Source organism: Corynebacterium ulcerans, assembly GCF_000767685.1.
In the GTDB taxonomy this organism is placed as follows: Bacteria; Actinomycetota; Actinomycetes; order Mycobacteriales; family Mycobacteriaceae; genus Corynebacterium; species Corynebacterium ulcerans.
The window spans coordinates 1,383,253-1,404,031 of record NZ_CP009622.1 but is presented as its reverse complement, the minus strand read 5'-3'; the positions used below and the strand labels follow the sequence as shown (position 1 = coordinate 1,404,031).

Here is a 20,779-nt window from a genome sequence, read left to right as displayed (position 1 = left end):
CTGATAGTAATAAAGGAATTAAGTGGACTCTTCTGTTACAGAACCTGAAGGAAAAACCAAAGATACTGGTACGTTTTTGGACCAGATGGGTGGTCTTGGAGGCTTAGTCTCCTCGACCTTACCTATCCTGGTTTTTGTTCCAATCAACAATACATGGGGTCTTAATATTGGCCTCTTGGCCGCGATTGCAATAGCGATAGCAGTCACAGTGTGGCGCCTGATGCGGAAAGAAAATCTTCAGCCTGCGATCTCAGGGTTTATCGGAGTAGGAATTTGCGCGGCAATCGCATGGTGGACTGGAGATGCCAAAGGCTATTTCCTTTATGGCATCTGGATGTCAGGCTTGATGTCTCTTGTGTTCATAGTCTCGTTGATCGTGCGATGGCCTATGGTCGGAATCATCTGGAAAGGGATCAACGGCGAAGGCATGGCGTGGAGATCAAACGTAACGGCACGTCGTGCTTATGCTGTAGCTACGTTCGGATGGGCCTTAGTATTTGCAACGCGCTTTGTAGTTCAGCGTAATCTTTATGACGCAGACGCAACTAATGCGCTGGCGCTTGCCCGTATTCTCATGGGATGGCCGCTTACCGGATTAGTCACGCTACTTACTGTGTGGATGGTTAAGAAAGCCGCACGTGCGATGACCACAGAGCAAAATATGCCTGTAGAAGAAACTACGGATCGGGAAGCTAACCCTGTCGATCCTCAAGAAGGACATAAATAAATGACTGAGACGGCATCGGATAGTCCCGAGGGATCGAACACAATCATGCATAAGGGAACACAAGTCGAGTTGACCATCGAACGGTCAGCGCATGGGGGCGAAGGTATAGCCTTGTCAGAGGGGCGGGTGGTTTTTGTTCCTAATGCCTATCCCGGGGATGTAGTCGAGGCCACGATTACGCAGGTGAAGAAAAAATTTGCGCGTGCGGAACTGAACGCAGTGCTGCAAGCATCCGATCTTAGAACAACCAATAGATGTCTGGCAGCGTCGCATGGTGCCGGATGCTGTGATCTAGGGGATATTAGGCCTGAAGAAGAAGCCCAGTTCAAAGCGCGTATTTTGAAAGACCAGCTTCAGCGTTTAGGCAAAATCGCCAATGTCCCTGCTATTGATGTGCAGACTATCGGGGAACCGGTGGGCTGGCGCACTCGGATGCGCCTGGGCATCGATGCTCTGGGAAACGCTGGTTTTCGCCGTCGTAATTCTCACGATATAGTGGCGCATCATCGTTGTTCACAAGCTGTTCCAGGCTTGTTGGACGGGATCGTCGAATCTGAAGGAGCGGCAGTGAACTTTACGTTCACGCCAGGTTCTCAGATTGTGGTCGTCCTGGACGATGAGGGTAAACGCTCGGTCGTGGAAACACGAAAGCCATCGCGAGGGCAACGTGCTGAGTCGATTCAAAAAGTATTGGAAGGCGACGGCAACGTTACTCAGGTCATTGACAACGCACAATTTACTATTCCAGCAACAGCTTTTTGGCAGGCACATAAGGCTTCGGCCCAGCATTATGCTTCTACTATCCAACGCTGGATGAAAACTACGCTGCAGGAGCTTAACCTCAAGGATGCTGTTAACGGCAAACCCATCGGATGGGACCTCTATGGTGGGGCAGGAGCTTTTGTACCTGCGATGCTGGATGCGCTGGGAGATAGCAGCGTTGTCCACTCTGTGGAGCTATCGCCAGAAGCTGCAAAAGCTGGAAAACATGCTCTAAGAAGCATCCACGACGCCAAACGGGTGGTCTTCCACTCCTCGCTGGTGGAGCGGGCTGTTTCCAGGCTGCCAAAGCCTGCCGCAGTGGTACTCGATCCGCCGCGGGTGGGGGCTGGGCGAGCAGTAATTGATGATGTTGCACTAGCCTCCCCCGAGGTTGTGGTTCATATTGGTTGTGATCCTGCTACTTTTGCTCGCGACATGTCGTACTGGCAGGAAAACGGATACGCGTTGATTCGTCTCCAGCTTGTGGATGCTTTTCCGGGTACTCATCATTTTGAGACCCTTGGGTTATTGGTGCGCGATAAGGGCCGCAAACTTTAATTAATACGTTTGCGACGACATGCGAAAAGCGGTGGGCTTTGTTAGTCGGAGTGCATGACGGAGTAGAATGCGTTTAAGAATTTTTGTCACTTCAGGCTTGTAGCTGCATGCGCCCCCAATCGCATGTCTCCTCAGACCGTAGAGCTCTCCATTATCCTTAGCGGAGAGTGCTAACAGCTAAGCCCGTCGTCCGCGATCAATGAAAGGGTGCGCCTTTCCTCCATGGGTATTCTTCACACCGTCTCGTCTCCGGCCGACGTGAAAAGGCTCTCTTTTGATGAGCTTGATGTGCTTGCTGCAGAGATTAGAGAATTTCTTGTTGAAAAAGTATCTGCTACCGGAGGCCACCTGGGGCCAAATCTCGGAGTAGTTGAGCTGACGATTGCTCTGCATCGTGTCTTTTCTTCTCCTTCGGATCCCATTATTTTTGATACGTCACATCAGTCCTATGTTCATAAGATCCTGACGGGACGCGGGGGGCTGTTTGACTCGCTAAGGCAAAAGGGCGGCTTGTCGGGCTATACAGACCGTGCAGAAAGCCCTCACGACTGGACCGAATCTTCACATGCTTCAGCAGCATTGTCATACGCCGATGGTTTGTCCAAGGCGTTTGAGATTCAAGGAGAAACCCATCGCAACGTCGTTGCGATTGTTGGCGATGGCGCTTTGACCGGCGGGATGTGTTGGGAGGCTCTCAACAACATCGCGATGGGCAAGGACCGCAATGTTGTGATCGTGGTCAACGACAACGGTCGCAGCTATTCTCCTACGATCGGCGGTTTTGCCGATAACCTAGCGGGCCTTCGGATGCAGCCGTTCTACGACAAGATGATGGAACAAGGGAAGAGCACGCTGAAGGCCCTTGGTTGGGTGGGGGAGCGAACTTTTGAAGCGCTTCATGCATTCAAAGAAGGCGTTAAATCTAGCGTTATTCCTACAGAAATGTTCCCTGAGCTGGGGATGAAGTACATTGGTCCGGTTAACGGGCATAACATCAAGGCCGTAGAAACTGCGCTCCGCTATGGACGTGATCATAAAGGCCCGCTGATCGTTCATGTGGTCACCGAAAAGGGCAAAGGCTATGCCCCCGCGGAAAACGATGTTGCGGAACTCATGCATTCCACGGGTGTTATTAACCCCAAGACAGGTGAACCCGTAGGAACAAAAAGCCCCGGCTGGACGTCTGTGTTTAGCAAGGAACTTGTGGAGGTCGGCAAGGAACGCCAGGACATCGTGGCCATTACCGCTGCGATGGCAGGCCCGACTGGTTTATCGGCCTTTGGGGAAGCCTATCCGGAGAGATTTTTTGACGTAGGGATCGCTGAACAACATGCGATGACCTCTGCAGCGGGCCTAGCCTTGGGTGGTCTACACCCCGTTATCGCGGTGTATTCTACGTTCCTCAACCGGGCGTTTGACCAGATGGTTATGGACGTCAGCCTCCTTGAACTGCCCGTCACCATCGTGCTGGACAGAGCAGGCGTAACTGGTTCTGATGGCGCAAGCCACAATGGCGTATGGGATTTTGCTATAACGTCAGTGATTCCGGGGATGCGCGTTGCGGCGCCGCGAGATGGATCGCAGCTTAAAGAGCTCTTCCGCGAAGCCGTATCTATCGATGGTCCCACTGTGGTCAGGTTCCCCAAAGGAAATCTTCCTGAGGAGATCCCAGCGTTAATGAGGCTTGACGACGGCGCGGAGGTACTGGCTTATGCGGACACTGAAGGTGCTGATAGTGATTCGCCTAGCATCTTGATCATTGCGGTGGGCATTATGGCGAAGACCGCGATGGAAGCGTGTTCGACCCTGATCGAAGAAGGACTAAACGTAACAGTGGTTGATCCACGATGGGTTTCACCTGTTGCGCCGTCGCTTATTGCTATGGCAGCAGATCATGACCTCGTGGTTACCATCGAAGACGGCATTATCCATGGCGGTATTGGCTCGATGATCAATGAGGCCCTTAACGCTGCAGAAATTGATGTTCCGGTTCGGAACTTAGCCTTCCCGGAAGTGTTCCCCGAGCATGCGTCGAGAAGCGAACTGCTTAAGATGGTGGGACTCGATTCTCACAGTGTGACCACTACTATTTGTGGTTGGGCGGAAGATCTCTTTGGCCCTAGTGAGGCAGAAGCGGAATAGCGGATAGGCTGCGTCGAAAAGCTTTTATAGGAGCTTGCGACGCAGCGGGTCGAGGACAATCTGGATTTGCCACTCGCGCACCTGGTGATCGCGTAAAGCCTGCACAAGATCGTCATGGGAGACGATCGAGTGTGTAGTGCAGCACAGCCAGACAATTTCTCGGAGGGCCGAGGGCTGAAGAATATTCTCGACGGGAATCTCCAGATGGAGAGACAGAGAGCTTAACGAGCGCTGTACGTCCTCCCAAGCCGCCAGGACCTCAGGATAGTCGCGTCCCCACAAAGATTTGGGGGGATAAGGGCGCGGTGGACGAGGATTTCTTTGTGGCCATTGACTAGAGGGAAGCTTGCGGGCAGCCGTGACAACGCTCAACCATCTACGAGATGCCTTCCGTAACCGGGAAGGATAACCGGGTGATCGTTCTACTGCACGTACGCTCTGCGGCATAGAAAGTGCTAAACCGATGACTGCTTTATCAGGCAGTATACGAGACACTGCCTTGTCCACTTCGTAGGCTTCTTTCTCTCGTGCATTCCAGACTTCTCGGGCCACGACAAGTTGCTCGGGATCTTTGATGGAACCAATTCCTTTAAGATCTATCCACTGTTTAGGTGAGCGCGGAGTGTCATATTCCATATGGACAAGGTGTGCAAACTCTTGCTCAGCCCAGTCGAGTTTGCCTTGAGAATCGAGTAGCTCCGCCATGGCATCAGCAAGATCCAAGAGAGTTTCTACGTCTAGAGCTGCATAGTTTAGCCAGTCTGTAGGAAGGGGACGCGTGGACCAATCCTCTGCGCCATGTCCTTTGAGCAATGTGAAGCCGACGATTTCTTCGGTCATCGCGGCAAGGTTGACGCGCGGCATGCCGATGAGCCTTCCGGCAAGTTCGGTATCAAAAATATTAGAAGGACGCAGCCCCAATTCGTGCAGACACGGTAGATCACTAGGAGCCGCGTGAATAACCCAGGTATGGAAGTTGAGCGCCCTCCCGATGTGCTGAGTGACCGCCTCGGGATGGATTGAAGGGTCGATAAGCACCGTGCCGGCTTGCCTTCTACGGATTTGTAGAAGAAAAGCACGATCGTCATAACGGAATCCTGAGGCGCGTTCTGTATCTACAGCAAACGGTCCAGTTCCAGATTCGAGAAGACGTGCTGCATCAGCTATTTCTTCTACCGTAGTGCACAGTGGAGGAAGGCCCTCCCTGGGTTCGTCGAGAAGCTCGGGCATAATGTACGTATTAGCGGCCTATTGCTGAAATACCCTCAGGGGGCAGACCTGCGACGTTGGCAAGTACCTTTGAAAAAGCGAGGACATGCGGTGCGAGATCATAGGATTCTGCAGTCCATGATGCCCGCATCTCAACTTGATACGCCCTTGGTGGTCCGCCGATATCTCCAAAGCGAACTGAAGACGTAGATGTCACTGTTCCGCCTAAGTTGCTAAAACCTGCATCTGCTAGTCCTTCAGTGAGCCATTCCCACGCAACCTCTGGGAGCAAGGGATCGTTGGCTACAGAAGCATCCATATCTGCTTGGATATAAGCAACGAGGCGCATGGTTCCTTCCCAGGAGTCCTCGGAATGAGGATCATGAAGAAGGATGAGTCGGCCAAAAGCGTCGCCTTCGCTATGGTCAGGGATACGCGAGCCCTGCGATGGGTCAGATACCTCTAGGCCGATTGCGTGGCTAAACGGAGCAAGACGCTGCGGGGGGCGGATTGTCCCCAAAGTGATCTCAGGGCGCAGCATAGCCTGATGCATAGATTCGACCGCCTGGGAAAACTCCAGTGGGGTTGAGTCCGTGGCGTCCGAGATATTGGGCGTCGACGGTGCTTGAGAATCAGTCACAAAGGAGAACGTAACTTTTGCTGTGTACGTTTGGTTGGAGGCGCGCCGGAAGTACGTAGTGCTTGAACTGTGTATAGGAAATAAGTCGACGTGAGATGGGGTAGGGAAGAGGTGTGGCCTGCGCGCGGCACAGGATTCTTTGACCGTGAGCTGGAATAAAACTTAAGATTGATAACAAGGCGGGAGTTTTGGTGGATGGGTCAGATTCCCAGAATCGCTTTCTCCAGGATTCCTGTCTGATTACTACGAACATGTTATAGACGGCAACTAGGTGCAGGCAGAAAGGCTACGCAGTGGCAAAGAAGATTAACTTCGACGAATTGAATAGTTTGCAAAGGTATTCGCAATTTGCGACGTTTAAAGCGATACCAGGAGCTTTGGGAACAGACAGAAGCGATATCATCGCTCAGGCACAGGACTTTTTCGCTGAGCTGGAACGCGAAGGTGTAGTTTCCGTCCGCGGAATTTATGACTTGTCGGGGTGCCGGGCTGAAGCTGACTTTATGATCTGGTGGATTGCAGAGGAATTTGAACAGATTCAGGATGCATACTGTAGGTTCCGCCGAGACACCGTGCTAGGACAAACCACTGAAGTCTTCTGGCTTGGTAACTCACTCCATCGCCCTGCAGAATTTAACCGTTCGCACCTTCCTTCCTTCATTATGGGGGAAGAGCCCGGTCAATGGATCACTGTTTATCCTTTCGTGCGTTCTTATGACTGGTACCTTATGGATCCGCAAGAGCGTCGCGCCATCTTGGTCGAACACGGTCAAGCAGCCCGCGAATACCCAGATGTCCGTGCTAACACTGTCCCTGCTTTCGCCTTGGGTGATTATGAGTGGATGCTGGCCTTTGAAGCACCGAGCTTGGACCGCATCGTTGATCTGATGCACCAAATGCGCTATACCAAGGCGCGACTTCACGTACGTGAAGAGGTGCCTTTCTTCACCGGTAAGCGAGTAACGACTATCGGCGATGTGATTTCTGTACTGCCATAACGTTTCTGGTTTAAGAAAAACTCCCCTCGTCTCAGCCCTTGTGTGGGCTTATAGACGAGGGGAGTAGTGGTTTTATTTAGTCGATGGGCTTCTCTTCTAACTCAAGGCAGATTGAGTTAATGCAATAACGTAGGTCTGTGGGGGTGGAATAGCCTTCCCCTGCGAAAACATGACCTAGATGTGAGTTACAGGTGGCACATAGGACCTCGGTGCGTACCATTCCTAGCGAGGTGTCGGAGCGCTCGATAATTTTGTCCCCTGCTAGAGGGGAGAAAAATGAGGGCCAGCCACAATGGGAATCAAATTTCTCCGTGGATCTGAATAGCTCAGTTCCGCATGCCCGGCAGGAATAAACGCCTTCGGTCTTTGTATTTGTGTATTTGCCAACGTGAGGAGCTTCAGTTCCGGCCTGTCGCAGAACCCGGTATTCTTCAGCGCTGAGTCGTTGCCGCCACTGATCGTCGGAAATCAGCTTGAAGTTAGTCATAATAAGCACTCCTTGTTAGTCGACGGGCTTGAAAACCAAGCGCCAATGGATCTTATGTATCTATCAACGCGCGGGCTTTCCTGATATTTCCCTTTATGAGCCGATTCAGGAATTTAACAGTAATACAGCAGGATTATGGTAGCTTCCGACGCGAAAACGCAGGATAAGTGCTGAATAAAAAGGGAAGATAGGGCAGAGTGCTTTTTGAGACTTCTTCGAGATTTAAGCGGTCGACGGCTTCAGCGCAGCAGTGTTGTTAACATCCGCCTGTCGCCATGCCATGGCGCTGACGCTGATAGCGATGATGAGTAGTCCCCAGCCAAAAGTGGCCTGGAACGTAGTAATCCAGGGGCCTACTACCGGCCAATACGATGAAGTCCAATCAAATGGAGCAAGGACAAGGAGTGCGCCGATCCATGCCGTCCACGTATGCATAGGGGAGCGGGAGAGAAGAACGGTAAACAGTAGGGGGAAAAGCGTCATGGAATAGTACATCTGCCCCAGCGAGGATAAGAAAAAGCCGGCGAGGAGGAGAAGCGATGCTGTGGAAATAATCCACAGTAAAGGTTCCTTTGACCGCCATTGAAGGAGAAAGAGAAGACCCGCAATAACGAGCCCGGCAAAGAGCAGGAAAAAGAAAGCGCTCACCCACGTCGGCGCACCAAAGTACACTGCCATACCACGCAAGGAACTATTGGCGTAGTCTCGAACCTCTTTAAGATAAGGGGCTGTGCGGCTGAGATAGTCGGAAGCGCCTGGCACTAGGAACCAACCGACAATATTGGCGGCTATCGGAATTCCCAGCGCAGCACACAGGGTCTGCCAGTGCAGCAAAACTAGCGGGATAAAAAGGACTGGCAAGAAAACAGGTTTGACCACAATCGCCAGACCAATAATAATTCCGGCCCACCACCGCCGATTATCAAGAGTCAATCGGAGAAAAGCGACAAAAGCTAGAAGCAAGACTCCGTTGATATTGGAAAAGATGAGGGTGTTTCTTACAGCTTCTGTGAGAAAGGCGAGTGCGATCACGAGCGGAAAGATCGCGCTTTTGAGCGAGTATCCAAAAATCCGAGTGAGAAGCGCCAGCGCCGCGATGATGGCAGCTGCGTTTGCGATGATGAACACCAGGCGCTGAAACGCAAAATGAGTGCCTAGGGCTATCGGCGACAGGAGAACAGTGGCCCCGGGGTTATAGAGATAATGTGGGTCAACGAAATAGTATGTCTCGTTATAGACAGGAACTCCGTCGAGGAAACGTCGTAAAGCATTATAAACGGTAGAGAAATCATCGGTGATGCTGCCGTTAACACCTAAAACCGCAACACTGTATATGACCAAGCCAATAGCTAGCGGGTATAAAGCCTTTTTTCCCGCGCTATCCCATGGCGTTCGAGCTGGCGCCGGTTGGGAGTAGGAGAACGAGCGGGATATCTCCGCCTGCCGACGCAACCATTGAGGGAAAGAAAAACGGGTGCTACGGGTAATTTGATTCTCGGTCACCTTGATTACCGTAGTGGAAAAACCCGTGGGGTGGGGGATCGAAACTGGTTAGTACCTCGAAAAATCTGCTGTTAGGGTTTGTTACCGCGATTGGCTTTGAGCCTGAGAAAAACTGACCCATCGGTGGCAGTCAGCGTTTCTTCTACATCAAAGTGATACAGAGAAGTGTCGGTCGATGAGTCGGTGGCAAAACTGGGTGTTTCGACGGGTAACGCAATGACGGGTGCAATGGTCAGGTGAATGATGTCAATGAGCTGGGCCTGAAGAAGTTTCCGATACAAGGACGGTCCGCCCTCGCAACTGATGCGGGAAAACCCGTTTTGGCGCAGAGTTGTCAGCGCGGAGTGGAGGCCTGGGGGAGTCTCTAAATCGGAAACCATAAGAACGACGATCCCCGAGTCAGTGAGTTGACGGTATCGCTGCACCCGCTGGGCGTCCTGCTTATCGACGTTCTCAGTAATCACAAGTAAAGAACCTCGCGCACTTGGCTCAAAGACAACCGAATCGCTGGGAAAATCGAGGGAACGGCTGACTATGCCAAGAGTGGGAAGGGGAGTCTGACCTCTGGCTTTTCGCTCTAGCTGCACTTCTGGTGAAAGCGAAACAGGGCCATAAGATTCGGCCTTGATGGTCGCGGAAGTAACCAGCACGAGATCTGACCATGCCCGCACAGCCGCGATCATCTCTGCATCCAGAGGTGTGGAGGAAAAACCGGATACACCGTTGATGGTCGCGGATCCATTAAGAGTGGCTAAGGTGACAGCTCTTAGTTCCGGGTGTTGGGCTGGCTGGATCTCTCCTAGTAACTGTTGTGCCTGCTGCTGAGTAGTGGACATAAAACGATTAGACCATAAAAGGCGGCACCTCTTAAGAGGTGCCGCCTTGTGCTGAGCGGATGACGAGACTCGAACTCGCGACCCTCACCTTGGCAAGGTGATGCGCTACCAACTGCGCTACATCCGCATGTTTCTACTGTTTGAAAAGCCTGAAACAAGGCTTTGGTGCGCGATACTGGGATTGAACCAGTGACCTCTTCCGTGTCAGGGAAGCGCTCTCCCGCTGAGCTAAACGCGCTTAATACGAGGTGGAAACGGGAATCGAACCCGTGTGCACGGTTTTGCAGACCGTTGCCTCACCACTCGGCCATTCCACCGTGGCGTTACCGCCGTAGATACTAATGTACCTGAGCGGATGACGAGACTCGAACTCGCGACCCTCACCTTGGCAAGGTGATGCGCTACCAACTGCGCTACATCCGCATGTTTCTACTGTTTGAAAAGCCTGAAACAAGGCTTTGGTGCGCGATACTGGGATTGAACCAGTGACCTCTTCCGTGTCAGGGAAGCGCTCTCCCGCTGAGCTAAACGCGCGGGCGTTCAAATAATGTGAACGTGGAGCGGATGACGAGACTCGAACTCGCGACCCTCACCTTGGCAAGGTGATGCGCTACCAACTGCGCTACATCCGCATTACAACTGTTGTTGCGAGATGAAACTTTAGCCTGAATCGTCGGTTTAGTACAAATCCCCAGTGAAACTAAGGGAACCACCGAATTTTATGCTTGCTGCGGTGAGCAGTGAGGGGATCTTTGTTGGGGCATCTCCTTGACGGTGGCACTAGTTTGAGTGCGTCCTTGAGCGCACTCAAAGAATCGCGGGGTTTGGTGATAATTGGTTGGAGAATGTCTGGGGATGGCACTGGGTATAGGGGGCGAATCTCTAGGCGGATATTAGAACAGCGGGGTTAAAAGATGCTTCTGCATTGGGTTTTGAATAGAAATGTAGATGGTGCTAAATTCTAGTTCTGTTGCACATTGAGTGCGGCTTAAATTATAAGGTCCTATGGCTCAGTGGAAGAGCGTTCCGTTCACACCGGAAAGGTCGCTGGTTCGATCCCAGCTAGGACCACCAAACTGAGATACCCCACACCATCAAAGGTGTGGGGTATCTCAGTTTATCCCTGTTGTCTGACGCTACTTTTTCTTATCGCAAGCAATGCCGTCATTATCCCCGTCAAGCCCTGATCTATAGCCGGGTTCTCCACGACGCATATGCGAGTATCCTGCGGCGCGGGCTTCTTTGCAGCTGCTGAAATACACGTCTTGTGCTGGCGCCGGAGCTGGTGGAGGGGCTACGAACTGTTGTGGGGCCTGGGCGGGGACCGGCGTTGGTGTTGGGGTAGGCATTGGGGCTGTAGGAGGCGGAGGGGCCATGAACTGCTGTGGTACTGGTTCTGTAGATGATGGAAGCTTAGGTGTTGCTGACGGTTTCTTGGAAGTGCTTCTTGCTGTGCTGGTCCACTCACTCGTGGATGTGGGCGTAGTTTTTGATGTGGTGCTTGATGTCACGGAAGAGGTAGGGGACACTCTGGAAGACGTAGAGGCTGTACTGGTTGTTGGTGCAGTCTTTTCAGAAGGGGCTTCTGTTGTGGGTATAAGTGCAGAACCGAGTATGAAAGCGATAAAGGACGCAAGCGTTACCTTTCCCCAATGGCGTTTGAGGGGTTCCGCACCTTTCTTTTCTCGTCGTTGGTGAAGTAACGTCCATACGCCCGGTAAGAGTGGCATCAAGCTGATCAATAGGAATGCGACAAAGAAGCGGAAGTTGCTTTCAGCAATCGCGCCAAATATGCCTAAAAGTATGATGAACATGCCCAAGGCGATCGCTATGAGTGAGGCTACTACTTTCATATTTTTGCCCTTTGAGTGGTATTTCTTAGCGGTTTGAGGGGTATTTCTTAGCGGTTTGAGGGGGAGGAGAATAGGGAAGCGGGAAGATGAGGGGTCTTCCATCTCTAAGAGAGCAATAGTGTGCTTTCCATACCGTGTTGTGTGTCTGCTAAACACAGTCTTTGCTTATCGTTGCAAAAACCGAAGGTTACTCCTAGTTTTTTAGGTTATTGCACAGGGGAAACGATTATGCGGCTTTTGCGAATTTGATATTCGATGGGGGTAATGATCCACTACGTTGCACATTGTTGGTCTTATGCTCTAGCCGTACGATCGGGCGCGGTATTGGAGTCAACGCGGGTTAGATTCTCATTGTGAAGAGTTCACCTTGTCGAACTTTCCCGGGGGTATGTTTAAAGAAAATTAACCCTCCAGGGGAACTTCTATATCCAAAGAACCGACTCTTAATTGTGCTCGCATCCTTATGTATTGAATGTCACTATAGATAGATATAGACAGCTCATATCTTGTTACATAGGAACGTAGAGCAATCCAATATGGAAGAGTGGGAGCTGTAAGCAGCTTCGACGAATGGGAGAATCTAAGTGAGTGGTGCTGGGGACAGCGTGTGTGGTCGCGATACTCCCATTTTGGGTAGGGTGGCCGCTTGTGTTGCCGCGTTGACTGCAACCTGTGCGCTTTCTATAAGCGCAGGGTCTACTGCGTATGCCCACGATGTGGTTATCGATTCCAACCCTGTCAACGGCTCAACTGTTGACTCTTTTCCAAGGTCGCTTTCACTGGTCTTTTCTGGCGAGCCGAAGCCTGGGTTTAATACAGTTGCAGTAAGTGATGCATCAAACTCCAAGGTGCTTTTTACTGCGGACCCTCATATTGAGGGGCGAAACGTGAGCGTTGAGGTGCCGTCGGACATAGCGCCGGGACCGGGCGATTATATTTTGGGCTTTCAGATTACGTCGTCGGATGGGCACGCCACCCGCGGCAAGACCACCTTTACTGTGGCCGGCGAACGCGCCGAGGGGGCGTCGACAAGCTCGGATTCGAGTGACGTGACCCAGCCCGCGGGGTTTCCCGGATGGCTATGGCCTGTTATTGGATTGCTCGCGGTTGCGGGCATAGGCAGTGGGACTATTGTGGCACTTAGGTCTCGTAAACAGAAAGGTAATTAATTATATGTCTATCGTTAGTTCTCGTATCAAGGTCGGAATATGTGCTCTCGCTGTTACATCGCTTGCGCTGACTGCGTGCTCTAGCTCCGAAAAAGATTCCGCCAAGAAGGTAGATACTGCTACCTCTGCGGCGGCTTCTGCAGGAGCTAAAGCTTCTGATGAAATGTCCGCTAAGGGCGTTGAGCTTGTCGACCCCTACGTGCGCGCCATGAGCGAAGGCAAGGACATGACCGCCATTTTTGGTCAGATTAAGAACCACACTGATAAAGAGATCACGGTTACCGGCTTCTCTTCTTCTATGAACGCTAAGATGAACCAGCTTCATGAGGTTGTTGACGGTGTGATGAAAGAAAAAGATGGTGGCTTTGTGATTCCTGCAGGCCAGACTCTGACAATGGAACCCGGTAAAGATCACATGATGCTCATGGGTCTGGATAAGCCTGTCGCAGCGGGAGACTCCGTAGATGTAACTCTGCAGCTTTCCGACGGATCAACTGTAGCCGTTAAGGAAGTTCCTGTTCGTACCGTTGCCGCCGGAGATGAGAGCTACGCTGAAGATGGCTCTTTGCATAAGGAGACCGGTTCCACAGGAATGATGCACAAGCACTAAAGATAGTCGCCGCGTAATGTATTACGCGGCTTTTAAAAACTATGGTCTTACTTTAAGTCGAGTAAGGCCATCAGCCTTGTTGATACCCCATTAACTGACCCCGGAGCACATGATGACAGCCGCTCAATCCCATTCTGATTCCCAACTACAGTCAGAAAAATCGCCGCCGGTAAAAGGAATATCTCGTCGTAGCTTTCTTTTAGGGTCGGCGACCGGAGCGACGGTTGTCGGTGGGGCTGCATTGGCGGGATGTACTAATGCGGAACAACACGCAACAGCAAAGGATGCGTCGGTCAGCGCTGCTTCAGTAGCTGCGGCACGCGAGCCTTTTGACGGAGCGCATCAGTCCGGAATTGCTACCTCTGCGCAAGCTCACCTCACCGTTATTGCTCTGAACATACGCGCAGGCGTGAACAAAGTTGGCGTACAGCGTTTGCTCAAGTTGTGGACGGAGGATGCTCGTCGTTTGACTCAAGGAGAGAACCCTCTGGGTAGCCTTGAGCCGGAAATGGTGACCAAACCTGCGCGTTTGACCATTACATGCGGGGTAGGAAAGCGATTTTTTAGCATCATCGGGAAAGAAGACCAGCGTCCCGCGTGGCTTCAACCCCTCCCTGCGTTTTCCAAAGACAAGTTGGATCCACGCTGGGGTGAGTCTGACATTGTGATCCAGATTGCGTGCGACGATCCGGTGACCATAGCTTTTGCTACTCGCCACATGATTCGCTCTGGCACGGACTATACGGAAACTCTGTGGGTACAAAAAGGATTCCTGAACGCCAACGGTGCTAATGAAAAAGGCGAGACGCCTCGTAACCTGTTTGGTCAGAAAGACGGAACTGTTAACCCACACAATGACCAAGAGTTTGACGCTCAAGTGTGGATTGATAAAGCAGATGATTCCCCGGCTTGGCTTCAGGGGGGATCGTGCATGATTGTTCGTCGTATTGCCATGAATCTTGATACCTGGGAGATTCTTGATCGCGAATCCCGTGAGATAGTCATTGGTCGAGACCTAAAAGACGGTGCTCCGCTAAGCGGTGGTTCTGAGTTTGATGCGCCGGATTTTCATGCCGTGGATGAGTACGGACTGCCTAAGATCGATGCTCGGTCACATATGGCGTTAGCCACGCCGCCTTCTGACAGCCCGGATCAGAAGATTCAGCGCCGAGCTTATTCCTATGATGAGGCGCCTATTCCAGGTTCGGGGCAGCTGTCGAATGTGGGATTGGTATTTTGCTGCTTCCAAAAAGACCCTAGGAAACAATTTATCCCTATTCAGAAACGCCTCAATGATTCGGATCGACTGAACGAATGGATCACCCATATTGGATCAGCGGTGTACGCTATTTTGCCGGGAACCTCTGAAGATAGTGGAAGCAAAAAACACTACTGGGGAGCTGAGCTCTTTGAATCCTAACAACTAGTTGTAGGATGGGAGCTGAGCGTCGGTAAGCATTGGTGTGATACATCTGCAGTCATGCTCGCATGAGTCTGTGCTTGAGAAATAGTTCTTTTTAAGTGCAATCTTGTGCGGGCATTTTCTTAACTAGCACAACTTTCATATCCAGTTTTAGCCTTCGCCGCTATCTACAGCCCACGCGTCCAGGTATGACGCTGAGCATGAGCGCAAGTAAGGAGCGCATTTTTATAATGGCACATCTCATCGAGGCGACGCCTAATCTGCACCAACCGTTCATCGTCCCCGCAGGAGTAGCGGCGGGTGCTGCTATGCGAGAGCTTGAGCTGCCCAATAAAGGGCCAGAGGCAATCGTCTGCGTCAAAGACTCCGAAGGCACTCTGAGAGACCTTTCCTTTGTCCCCGAGACAGATACGCAGGTAACCCCGGTACCGGCAAATACGGAGGAAGGCCGCGAGGTTATCCGCCACTCGTGCACCCATGTGTTGGCGCAGGCTGTACAAGCTGAGTTTCCAGGAACCAAGCTGGGTATCGGCCCAGCAATCGAGAATGGCTTCTACTACGACTTTGACGTTGCAGAGCCTTTTACTCCTGAGGATCTGAAGCGCATTGAAAAGCGGATGAAGAAGATCATCAAGCAGGGGCAAAAGTTTGAACGCCGCACGTTTGCGTCTGTAGCAGAAGCAACAGAAGCGCTGAAAAATGAGCCCTATAAGCTTGAGCTGATCAGGGATAAAGGCAGCGTCGATCCTGACTCTGATGAAGCCACTGAGGTCGGTGCGGGTGATCTGACGGGTTACTACAACCTCAATCCACGCACGGGCGAGGTCGATTGGTATGACCTTTGCCGTGGACCCCACGTGCCTACCACCAAGTACATTCCTGCTTTTTCCCTTACCCGGTCCTCCGCAGCATACTGGCGCGGAGATCAGTCTTTGGCTGATTTGCAGCGAATTTACGGTACCGCATGGGAATCTAAAGAGGCCCTTGAGGAATACCAGACGATGATGGCAGAGGCTGAGAAGCGGGATCACCGCCGTCTAGGAGCTGAGCTTGATTTGTTCAGCTTCCCCGATGAGATCGGTTCAGGCTTCCCGGTGTTCCACCCCAATGGTGGAGTTGTGCGCTTGGAGATGGAAGAGCACTCCCGCAGACGGCATATTGCGGCGGGGTACTCGTTTGTTAATACCCCACACATCACCAAGGGAGATCTGTTTAAAAAGTCTGGTCACCTAGACTTTTATGCGGACGGAATGTTCCCGCCCATGCAGCTCGACGGTGAAGTCGATGAGGACGGCAACGTTACCAAGCAGGCGCAGGATTACTACGCTAAACCGATGAACTGCCCGATGCACAATCTCATTTTTGCGTCGCGGGGACGGTCGTATCGTGAATTGCCTCTCCGACTTTTTGAGTTTGGAACGGTTTATCGTTATGAGAAGTCGGGAGTTATTCACGGCTTGACCCGTGCACGTGGCTTCACGCAGGATGACGCCCACATCTACTGCACGGAAGATCAACTGGAAGCAGAGCTCACGTCGGTTCTTGACTTCATTATCTCGTTGCTCAAGGACTATGGCCTTGATGATTTCTACCTGGAGTTGTCTACCAAGGATCCAAACAAGTTCGTCGGATCGGATGAGATTTGGGAGCGCTCCACCTCGATCTTGGAGCGTGTGGCAACGCAGTCGGGCCTTGAGTTGGTTCCTGATCCAGCAGGTGCGGCGTTTTACGGGCCAAAGATCTCTGTCCAGGCTCGTGATGCGATTGGCCGTACGTGGCAGATGTCCACGGTGCAATTGGACTTCAACTTGCCGGATCGCTTCAACTTGGAGTACACGGCTCCTGATGGCAGCAAGCGCCAGCCGATTATGATTCACCGAGCTCTGTTTGGTTCCATCGAGCGGTTCTTTGGCGTGCTCTTAGAGCATTATGCGGGTGCTTTCCCCGCATGGTTGGCTCCGCACCAAGTTATTGGTATTCCTGTGGCTGATGCTTTTGTGGGACACCTTGAAGACATGATGGCGCAGCTGCGTCAACGAGGCATTCGTGCAGACGTGGATACTTCTGATGACCGTATGCAAAAGAAGATCCGTAATCACACCACAGGCAAGGTTCCTTTTATGGTTCTTGCGGGTGCTCGTGACGTTGAGGCCGGTGCTGTGAGCTTCCGATTCCTTGACGGAACTCAGGTTAACGGGGTTCCAGTAGAAAAAGCTGTAGAGATTATCGACCAGTGGATTCGTTCGCGGAACAATGACCAGCCAACAGAAGAATCAGTGAGCGCTCTGGTTCTTGATTAAAAAATCAAGCTACTGATATTAGATGGTTTTATCAGAAACACCGTAGCTGCCGAGCCCATTCTGTAGGGTAAGCGACTACGGTGTTTCTGTAGGTCGTAAAGCCGTTGTTATATGCAGCATCGTATGGCAGCCAGCTTACGTAGTTTGTGAATGCTGAAGGAGTTCGCGGATATGCCCTCGTATGGGGAAAACGAGACGTACACGGATCAAGGTGTTGGTATATCCGACGGCCTAGAGCGACTGTGGGCACCGTACCGGATGTCCTACATCCGTAACGATGGGTCTCGCAACCAACGTGACGCCAACGAGCGGCCAGCTAATCCATTTATCCGAATCCCTGAACTTAGCGACGAAGAAGGGTTAATTGTCGCGCGCGGTGAGCTTGTTTATTGCGTGCTTAATTTGTTCCCCTACAACGCCGGACACATGATGGTTGTGCCTTATAGGCAAGAGCGGAATCTAGAAGACCTTACCGTGGAAGAATCTGCAGAGCTTTTTTCTTTTGCTCAGGCCGCAATTAAAGTGCTTAAGAAAGTTTCTGCTCCTGACGCCATCAATCTTGGTTTTAACCTGGGTAAGGCGTCGGGTGGCTCAGTAGGAGAGCACTTGCATATGCACATTGTTCCGCGGTGGACGGGTGATGCAAACTTTATGACGATCATTGACGGAACAAAGGTACTGCCTCAGCTTTTGCGGGATACTCGTTCGCTTCTCGCACAAGCATGGGATGAGATGGAAGGTATTCCAGGAGTCGCACATGCTTAGTGTTCATGGTAGAAAACCTGCAGCTGTCATTGTTGAGCCAGTGGCGCAGTGCTTCAGCAAAATGGGTTTATCTCCTAACAGCGTTACTGTGTTGGGCACAGTCATCACCGTAGCTATCGCGGTCTTTCTAATCCCTACCGGGCATTTAGTGGCTGCTGCATTATTGTCGGGCCTTTTTGCAGCCTTTGACATGGTCGACGGGACTATGGCGCGTATGCGGGGCGGCGGAACAAAGTTTGGGGCGACTCTTGATGCCTCATGTGATCGTATTACTGATGGTGCGCTTTTTGGTGCTATCACGTGGTGGCTTGTATATAGCTATGACGCTCACAAAGCATTAGTGGCGGCGTCTTTTGTCGTGCTCATCTGCTCGCAGGTGATCTCTTATGTCAAGGCCAGGGGAGAAGCCAGCGGATTCTCGATGGTCGGTGGGCTCGTGGAACGTCCCGAACGCCTTATCATTGGCCTTATTGGAATCGGATTGACAGGCTTTGGAGTTCCGTTCGCCATAGATGTTGCATTGTGGATTCTTGCTGTAGGAAGCATTTTTACGGTGGCGCAAAGGCTGTTTATCGCATCCCGATCAGAATATGCTCAAGACAAGATAGCTCCTCCCGCTGGGGCACAGGAGCATCCGCGTGGACAGGCCGTTGACGCCGGAATTGCGCAGGAAGACGTATGAGCCGCCATATATCCTGGCGTGTGAGCGCATTAGAACAGGTGACGTCATGGGGATATCACACTGGTTGGGCTGTGGTTCGGATGCTGCCCAGTCGGGTGGCTGACTTCATTTTTGCTTTTGGCGCCGACGTAGTTTCTCGGCGTGGTGCAGGGATGGAACAGCTGAGGAAAAACCTGGCGAGGGTGGTAGGCGCTGAGAATGTGACTAAAGATCTAGTTCGGGCATCTATGCGTTCTTATGCTCGATACTGGAAAGAAGCTTTTTGTCTTCCCAGTATGGCCGGGGACCCCAGAGTGATACGTCGGTTAGACAATTGCATGCGCGGTAAAGAGAACTTAGAAGCTTCTGTGCGCTCAGGTCGAGGGGCGATTGTGGTATTGCCGCATTCCGGTAACTGGGATATGGCTGGAATGTATGTCGCCCATGCGTTTGGTCCTTTTACTACTGTGGCTGAGCGACTAAAGCCTGAAAGCCTCTATCGGGCGTTCGTAGCTTTTCGAGAGACCTTGGGTTTCGAGGTTTTGCCGTTAACCGGTGGTTCGGCGCCTTTCCCCGAGTTGAAAAGCCGGCTGAATGATGGCGGTATTGTTTGTTTGCTTGGAGAGCGTGACCTGAGGAAAACAGGCATTGACGTGGAATTTTTTGGCGAGTCTACACGCATGCCTGCAGGTCCTGTGAAACTAGCCATGCAAACCACTGCAGCTCTTCACGTTGGGCATGTGTGGTTTGAAGGAGACGGCTGGGGGATAAGCATTTCTCCAGAAGTACGGGTCACTGATGTGAGTTCGACAGTGCAACGTGTTGCTGACATAATGCAGGAGAATATTGCGGCTCATCCAGAAGACTGGCATGTGCTGCAGCCGCTGTGGATTGCGGATCTGGACCAGGATCGTTTTCAGGCGGGACTGTCTTAGCTCATCAGTTAGTAGGGGCCCGTCGATTGCCTCGGTACCTCTGTTTTTTTAGATGACAGCCTGACATGACCAATGCCTAGTGAAACAAAGGAAGATACATGCGTATAGGAATCGTGTGCCCTTATTCCTTTGACGAACCCGGCGGAGTTCAAGCTCATATCCTTGATCTTGCTCGTAAGCTCATCGATATGGGGCACTACGTTGGCGTAATCGGCCCCTGTGCAGAATCAACGGAGGTGCCTGATTTTGTTACCAAAGGCGGGCGCTCGTGGCCGATTCCTTATAACGGATCAGTGGCACGGCTGGCTTTTAGCCCAAAGACTTTTAGGCAGGTTCGTGAGTTTATCCAAGAGGGTAACTTTGATGTGCTCCACATTCATGAGCCCAACTCTCCGAGTTTTTCTTTAGCAGCCTTAAAAGTAGCGCAGGGGCCGATCGTGGCCACCTATCATGCGTCGAGTAGCAAGTCGACTCTTTTAACGCTTGCGTTGCCGTTTTTGCGTGGTTCGCTGGAGAAGATTCGTGGTGGGATTGCGGTCTCTGAAATGGCACGTCGATGGCAAGTTCAGATGCTGGGAGGCGACCCTGTGTCTATCCCCAACGGCGTGGACACATCGCTTTTTGCGCAGGCTCGTAAAAATGTCTTTTTGAAGAGCCCGAACGACCCAGTGGAGATCGTATTTTTGGGGCGTATCGACGAACCACGAAAAGGCTTGGACATCCTTTTACAGGCTGTAGAACAGCTTGATTGTGGCGTTCATGTCACAGTTATCGGTGGTGGAGCCCAGCGCCATAATACCGATTCTGTGGAGTTCGTGGGAAGGGTCTCGGAGGAACGTAAAGCTGAGATTTTGGGCGCGGCTGATATTTATGTGGCTCCGAACACCGGCGGCGAGAGCTTTGGCATTGTGTTAGTCGAAGCCATGGCGGCTGGTTGCGCGGTGGTAGCAAGCGACCTGGAGGCTTTTCACGCAGTGTGCGATGCGGATTCTCCAGCACCGGCTGGATTATTGTTCCGCAATGGAGATGCATCTGCCTTGGCATCTGTGCTGCGCCTGCTTATCGACGCCCCAGACCGTCGCGAACAGCTAGCGAAATCCGGTGAAACTCGGGCAAAGCAATATGACTGGGAACGGGTCGCCTCCGAAATAGTTCGAGTTTATGAAACTGTTGCTGATGGCACGAAAGTGGAGGTGTGATT

19 protein-coding genes and 7 tRNA genes are annotated in these 20,779 nt (G+C 51.9%); 14 read left to right on the top strand and 12 right to left on the bottom strand.

The genetic code is table 11. The features are described from left to right. The first annotated feature begins 22 nt into the window (after positions 1–22). From CULFRC11_RS06375 to dxs, 3 genes are all read left to right on the top strand, one after another. Positions 23–727 carry a DUF3159 domain-containing protein gene (locus CULFRC11_RS06375; protein WP_023635827.1) on the top strand — a complete coding sequence of 235 codons (705 nt, stop codon included), beginning with the start codon at positions 23–25 and terminating at the stop codon, positions 725–727. Further along, positions 728–2,047, top strand: a complete 1,320-nt coding sequence (locus CULFRC11_RS06370) for a class I SAM-dependent RNA methyltransferase (protein WP_023635826.1) — start codon at positions 728–730, stop codon at positions 2,045–2,047. Between the two features lie 222 nt (positions 2,048–2,269). Then, on the top strand, positions 2,270–4,189 hold the full coding sequence (gene dxs, locus CULFRC11_RS06365; protein ID WP_023635825.1) for a 1-deoxy-D-xylulose-5-phosphate synthase: 1,920 nt from the start codon (positions 2,270–2,272) through the stop codon (positions 4,187–4,189). 24 nt (positions 4,190–4,213) lie between these two features. Here dxs and CULFRC11_RS06360 read toward each other — a convergent pair whose 3' ends face one another. Both CULFRC11_RS06360 and CULFRC11_RS06355 read right to left on the bottom strand, forming a co-directional pair. Continuing rightward, positions 4,214–5,419 carry an HRDC domain-containing protein gene (locus tag CULFRC11_RS06360; RefSeq protein ID WP_023635824.1) on the bottom strand — a complete coding sequence of 402 codons (1,206 nt, stop codon included), beginning with the start codon at positions 5,417–5,419 and terminating at the stop codon, positions 4,214–4,216. Between the two features lie 10 nt (positions 5,420–5,429). Further along, a complete protein-coding gene (locus CULFRC11_RS06355) occupies positions 5,430–6,038 on the bottom strand; it encodes a DUF3000 domain-containing protein (protein WP_031270363.1) in 609 nt (202 codons plus the stop codon). Between the two features lie 293 nt (positions 6,039–6,331). On the opposite strand from CULFRC11_RS06355, the gene hemQ reads away from it, so the two are divergent. After that, a complete protein-coding gene (hemQ, locus tag CULFRC11_RS06350; protein ID WP_013911667.1) occupies positions 6,332–7,036 on the top strand; it encodes a hydrogen peroxide-dependent heme synthase in 705 nt (234 codons plus the stop codon). Between the two features lie 76 nt (positions 7,037–7,112). Here hemQ and msrB read toward each other — a convergent pair whose 3' ends face one another. The 9 genes from msrB to CULFRC11_RS06305 form a co-directional block, all read right to left on the bottom strand. Continuing rightward, the gene (gene msrB / locus CULFRC11_RS06345) at positions 7,113–7,523 is read right to left on the bottom strand and encodes a peptide-methionine (R)-S-oxide reductase MsrB (RefSeq protein WP_023635823.1); all 411 of its coding nucleotides are present in this window, start codon (positions 7,521–7,523) and stop codon (positions 7,113–7,115) included. Positions 7,524–7,745: 222 nt separating this feature from the next. Next, a complete protein-coding gene (locus tag CULFRC11_RS06340) occupies positions 7,746–9,026 on the bottom strand; it encodes a glycosyltransferase family 87 protein (RefSeq protein WP_023635822.1) in 1,281 nt (426 codons plus the stop codon). Between the two features lie 71 nt (positions 9,027–9,097). Beyond that, a complete protein-coding gene (locus CULFRC11_RS06335; RefSeq protein ID WP_023635821.1) occupies positions 9,098–9,862 on the bottom strand; it encodes a pyrimidine reductase family protein in 765 nt (254 codons plus the stop codon). A gap of 54 nt (positions 9,863–9,916) precedes the next feature. Next, positions 9,917–9,989 (bottom strand) — tRNA-Gly (locus CULFRC11_RS06330). 36 nt (positions 9,990–10,025) lie between these two features. After that, positions 10,026–10,100 (bottom strand) — tRNA-Val (locus CULFRC11_RS06325). A gap of 8 nt (positions 10,101–10,108) precedes the next feature. After that, positions 10,109–10,179: transfer RNA gene (locus tag CULFRC11_RS06320), tRNA-Cys, on the bottom strand. 33 nt (positions 10,180–10,212) lie between these two features. Then, positions 10,213–10,285 (bottom strand) — tRNA-Gly (locus CULFRC11_RS06315). A gap of 36 nt (positions 10,286–10,321) precedes the next feature. After that, positions 10,322–10,396, bottom strand: a tRNA-Val gene (locus tag CULFRC11_RS06310). Positions 10,397–10,418: 22 nt separating this feature from the next. After that, positions 10,419–10,494 (bottom strand) — tRNA-Gly (locus CULFRC11_RS06305). 367 nt (positions 10,495–10,861) lie between these two features. Here CULFRC11_RS06305 and CULFRC11_RS06300 point away from each other — a divergent pair. Next, positions 10,862–10,936 (top strand) — tRNA-Val (locus CULFRC11_RS06300). 62 nt (positions 10,937–10,998) lie between these two features. Here CULFRC11_RS06300 and CULFRC11_RS11040 read toward each other — a convergent pair. Continuing rightward, a complete protein-coding gene (locus CULFRC11_RS11040) occupies positions 10,999–11,238 on the bottom strand; it encodes an excalibur calcium-binding domain-containing protein (protein WP_080669066.1) in 240 nt (79 codons plus the stop codon). On the opposite strand from CULFRC11_RS11040, the gene CULFRC11_RS06295 reads away from it, so the two are divergent. The 9 genes from CULFRC11_RS06295 to CULFRC11_RS06255 all read left to right on the top strand — a co-directional run bounded on the left by CULFRC11_RS06295 (position 11,237) and on the right by CULFRC11_RS06255 (position 20,777). Then, entirely contained in the window at positions 11,237–11,560 is a 324-nt protein-coding gene (locus CULFRC11_RS06295; protein WP_023635819.1) for a hypothetical protein, read from the top strand. The two genes, CULFRC11_RS11040 and CULFRC11_RS06295, sit on opposite strands and share 2 nt — an antisense overlap. A 739-nt stretch (positions 11,561–12,299) precedes the next feature. Beyond that, positions 12,300–12,884, top strand: a complete 585-nt coding sequence (locus tag CULFRC11_RS06290) for a copper resistance CopC family protein (RefSeq protein WP_023635817.1) — start codon at positions 12,300–12,302, stop codon at positions 12,882–12,884. 4 nt (positions 12,885–12,888) lie between these two features. Next, complete coding sequence (locus tag CULFRC11_RS06285) at positions 12,889–13,494, top strand: copper chaperone PCu(A)C (RefSeq protein ID WP_038620606.1); 606 nt, start codon at positions 12,889–12,891, stop codon at positions 13,492–13,494. 112 nt (positions 13,495–13,606) lie between these two features. Next, on the top strand, positions 13,607–14,914 hold the full coding sequence (locus CULFRC11_RS06280) for a Dyp-type peroxidase (protein ID WP_023635815.1): 1,308 nt from the start codon (positions 13,607–13,609) through the stop codon (positions 14,912–14,914). A 233-nt stretch (positions 14,915–15,147) separates the two neighbouring features. After that, positions 15,148–17,217: a threonine--tRNA ligase gene (thrS, locus tag CULFRC11_RS06275; protein WP_023635814.1), complete on the top strand. Its 2,070-nt coding sequence runs from the start codon at positions 15,148–15,150 to the stop codon at positions 17,215–17,217. Between the two features lie 171 nt (positions 17,218–17,388). Then, a complete protein-coding gene (locus CULFRC11_RS06270; RefSeq protein WP_014525872.1) occupies positions 17,389–17,982 on the top strand; it encodes an ATP adenylyltransferase in 594 nt (197 codons plus the stop codon). Further along, entirely contained in the window at positions 17,975–18,664 is a 690-nt protein-coding gene (pgsA, locus tag CULFRC11_RS06265; RefSeq protein WP_023635813.1) for a phosphatidylinositol phosphate synthase, read from the top strand. The genes CULFRC11_RS06270 and pgsA overlap by 8 nt, the downstream gene beginning before the upstream one ends. Beyond that, on the top strand, positions 18,661–19,578 hold the full coding sequence (locus tag CULFRC11_RS06260; RefSeq protein WP_023635812.1) for a phosphatidylinositol mannoside acyltransferase: 918 nt from the start codon (positions 18,661–18,663) through the stop codon (positions 19,576–19,578). The genes pgsA and CULFRC11_RS06260 overlap by 4 nt, the downstream gene beginning before the upstream one ends. Before the next feature lie 98 nt (positions 19,579–19,676). Beyond that, positions 19,677–20,777 carry a glycosyltransferase family 4 protein gene (locus CULFRC11_RS06255; RefSeq protein WP_023635811.1) on the top strand — a complete coding sequence of 367 codons (1,101 nt, stop codon included), beginning with the start codon at positions 19,677–19,679 and terminating at the stop codon, positions 20,775–20,777. Positions 20,778–20,779 lie beyond the last annotated feature (2 nt).

Excerpts from the sequence above, each read along its gene's own strand:
- pgsA (WP_023635813.1), top strand. The coding sequence starts at position 17,975 with ATGCTTAGTGTTCATGGTAGAAAACCTGCAGCTGTCATTGTTGAGCCA.
- CULFRC11_RS06270 (WP_014525872.1), top strand. The coding sequence starts at position 17,389 with ATGCCCTCGTATGGGGAAAACGAGACGTACACGGATCAAGGTGTTGGT.
- CULFRC11_RS06255 (WP_023635811.1), top strand. The coding sequence starts at position 19,677 with ATGCGTATAGGAATCGTGTGCCCTTATTCCTTTGACGAACCCGGCGGA.
- CULFRC11_RS06260 (WP_023635812.1), top strand. The coding sequence starts at position 18,661 with ATGAGCCGCCATATATCCTGGCGTGTGAGCGCATTAGAACAGGTGACG.
- CULFRC11_RS06370 (WP_023635826.1), top strand. The coding sequence starts at position 728 with ATGACTGAGACGGCATCGGATAGTCCCGAGGGATCGAACACAATCATG.
- CULFRC11_RS06295 (WP_023635819.1), top strand. The coding sequence starts at position 11,237 with ATGAACTGCTGTGGTACTGGTTCTGTAGATGATGGAAGCTTAGGTGTT.
- CULFRC11_RS06335 (WP_023635821.1), bottom strand. The coding sequence starts at position 9,862 with ATGTCCACTACTCAGCAGCAGGCACAACAGTTACTAGGAGAGATCCAG.
- CULFRC11_RS06280 (WP_023635815.1), top strand. The coding sequence starts at position 13,607 with ATGACAGCCGCTCAATCCCATTCTGATTCCCAACTACAGTCAGAAAAA.
- CULFRC11_RS06285 (WP_038620606.1), top strand. The coding sequence starts at position 12,889 with ATGTCTATCGTTAGTTCTCGTATCAAGGTCGGAATATGTGCTCTCGCT.
- msrB (WP_023635823.1), bottom strand. The coding sequence starts at position 7,523 with ATGACTAACTTCAAGCTGATTTCCGACGATCAGTGGCGGCAACGACTC.
- thrS (WP_023635814.1), top strand. The coding sequence starts at position 15,148 with ATGGCACATCTCATCGAGGCGACGCCTAATCTGCACCAACCGTTCATC.
- CULFRC11_RS11040 (WP_080669066.1), bottom strand. The coding sequence starts at position 11,238 with ATGGCCCCTCCGCCTCCTACAGCCCCAATGCCTACCCCAACACCAACG.
- dxs (WP_023635825.1), top strand. The coding sequence starts at position 2,270 with ATGGGTATTCTTCACACCGTCTCGTCTCCGGCCGACGTGAAAAGGCTC.
- CULFRC11_RS06360 (WP_023635824.1), bottom strand. The coding sequence starts at position 5,419 with ATGCCCGAGCTTCTCGACGAACCCAGGGAGGGCCTTCCTCCACTGTGC.